This window comes from Pseudomonas sp. SIMBA_068 (assembly GCF_046534705.1).
Taxonomy (GTDB): Bacteria; Pseudomonadota; Gammaproteobacteria; order Pseudomonadales; family Pseudomonadaceae; genus Aquipseudomonas; species Aquipseudomonas putida.
In genome coordinates this window covers 1-257 of the sequence record NZ_JAWRYI010000955.1, presented here as the reverse complement: position 1 = coordinate 257, position 257 = coordinate 1, and the positions used below count along the sequence as shown (strand labels likewise).

Annotated in this window: 1 pseudogene; it reads left to right on the top strand. The window is 66.9% G+C overall.

The window, feature by feature from the left end:
• Nucleotides 1–257 (top strand): annotated as a pseudogene (locus SB756_RS32245) (ABC transporter ATP-binding protein); the annotation flags it as partial.

Genomic DNA, 257 nt, shown 5'->3' with positions numbered 1-257 from the left:
CCATGACCTGGGTGTGGCCGCCGACCGCGCCGACCGGATCCTGGTGATGCAACACGGCGAGCTCGTCGAGCAGGGGCCACCACGCCAGATCCTCGGCGCGCCACAGCACGACTACACCCGCGCTTTGATTGGTGCCGCCCCCGCGCTCGCCAAACGTCGCGCGCCCTTGACCCGCATCGATCCCGCGCAGCCTCCCATCCTGAGTTTGCAAAACGTGGGCAAAACGTTTGCGCTGCCCAAGGTCAAGGGTGAGGACT